Origin of the sequence: Lysinibacillus sp. NPDC093216, from assembly GCF_050280325.1 — a bacterium.
Lineage (GTDB): Bacteria > Bacillota > Bacilli > Bacillales_A > Planococcaceae > Lysinibacillus.
Genome location: NZ_JBNNVB010000006.1, coordinates 216,531 through 217,757 on the forward strand (window position 1 = coordinate 216,531; position 1,227 = coordinate 217,757).

A 1,227-nucleotide genomic window follows, 5' to 3' on the forward strand; every position below is an offset into this window, starting at 1 on the left:
GATGGGAATCGAACCCACGAATGCCTGAACCACAATCAGGTGCGTTAACCACTTCGCCACAACCGCCATATTATTATATTTTATTATTTTAAATTAAATGGGGCGACTGATGGGAATCGAACCCACGAATGCCTGAACCACAATCAGGTGCGTTAACCACTTCGCCACAACCGCCATATTATTATATTTTATTATTTTAAATTAATTGGCAGGGGCAGTAGGAATCGAACCCACACCAAAGGTTTTGGAGACCTCTATTCTACCGTTGAACTATGCCCCTATTAAATTAAAACTGGTGGAGGGGGACGGATTCGAACCGCCGAACCCTAAGGAGCGGATTTACAGTCCGCCGCGTTTAGCCACTTCGCTACCCCTCCGGGAAAGTCATGGTGCCGGCGATAGGAGTCGAACCCACGACCTACTGATTACAAGTCAGTTGCTCTACCAACTGAGCTACACCGGCAAAAAAATGTGATGGGTCAGGACGGAATCGAACCGCCGACACTTAGAGCTTCAATCTAATGCTCTACCAACTGAGCTACTGACCCATATTCTTTTAAAAAATGGCGGTCCCGACCGGGATCGAACCGGCGATCTCCTGCGTGACAGGCAGGCATGTTAACCGCTACACCACGGGACCATTTTGGTTGCGGGGGCCGGATTTGAACCAACGACCTTCGGGTTATGAGCCCGACGAGCTACCACTGCTCCACCCCGCGATAATAAGGTGATTTATTTAAATAATGGTGGAGGATGACGGGCTCGAACCGCCGACCCTCTGCTTGTAAGGCAGATGCTCTCCCAGCTGAGCTAATCCTCCATCTGGGTATTGAAAAATGGTGACCCCTACGGGATTCGAACCCGTGTTACCGCCGTGAAAGGGCGGTGTCTTAACCACTTGACCAAGGGGCCTTCGTTTGGAATGATAAATCCTTAAAGTGCTGGCGGAGAGTAAGGGATTTGAACCCTTGAGACAGTGTTAACCGCCTACACGATTTCCAATCGTGCTCCTTCGGCCACTCGGACAACTCTCCAAGAATGGCTCCGAAGGCAGGACTCGAACCTGCGACAACCTGATTAACAGTCAGGTGCTACTACCAACTGAGCTACTTCGGAATAATTTTATCATATAGCCTAGCGACGTCCTACTCTCACAGGGGGAAGCCCCCAACTACCATCGGCGCTAAAGAGCTTAACTTCCGTGTTCGGTATGGGAACGGGTGTGAC

11 tRNA genes and 1 rRNA gene are annotated in these 1,227 nt (G+C 50.0%); all 12 read right to left on the reverse strand.

Annotated features, from left to right (window positions below):
- Positions 1 to 98: 98 nt before the first annotated feature.
- Positions 99 to 174: transfer RNA gene (locus tag ACQKOG_RS09960), tRNA-His, on the reverse strand.
- Between the two features lie 32 nt (positions 175 to 206).
- Positions 207 to 280 (reverse strand) — tRNA-Trp (locus tag ACQKOG_RS09965).
- 13 nt (positions 281 to 293) lie between these two features.
- Positions 294 to 377: transfer RNA gene (locus ACQKOG_RS09970), tRNA-Tyr, on the reverse strand.
- Positions 378 to 387: 10 nt separating this feature from the next.
- Positions 388 to 463: transfer RNA gene (locus ACQKOG_RS09975), tRNA-Thr, on the reverse strand.
- Between the two features lie 12 nt (positions 464 to 475).
- Positions 476 to 548: transfer RNA gene (locus tag ACQKOG_RS09980), tRNA-Phe, on the reverse strand.
- A 16-nt stretch (positions 549 to 564) separates the two neighbouring features.
- A tRNA-Asp gene (locus tag ACQKOG_RS09985) sits at positions 565 to 640 on the reverse strand.
- Positions 641 to 644: 4 nt separating this feature from the next.
- Positions 645 to 719 (reverse strand) — tRNA-Met (locus tag ACQKOG_RS09990).
- Between the two features lie 25 nt (positions 720 to 744).
- Positions 745 to 820, reverse strand: a tRNA-Val gene (locus ACQKOG_RS09995).
- Positions 821 to 837: 17 nt separating this feature from the next.
- Positions 838 to 912 (reverse strand) — tRNA-Glu (locus ACQKOG_RS10000).
- 30 nt (positions 913 to 942) lie between these two features.
- Positions 943 to 1,034: transfer RNA gene (locus ACQKOG_RS10005), tRNA-Ser, on the reverse strand.
- Between the two features lie 5 nt (positions 1,035 to 1,039).
- Positions 1,040 to 1,116, reverse strand: a tRNA-Asn gene (locus ACQKOG_RS10010).
- A gap of 16 nt (positions 1,117 to 1,132) precedes the next feature.
- A 5S ribosomal RNA gene (gene rrf, locus ACQKOG_RS10015) occupies positions 1,133 to 1,227 on the reverse strand; the annotation flags it as partial.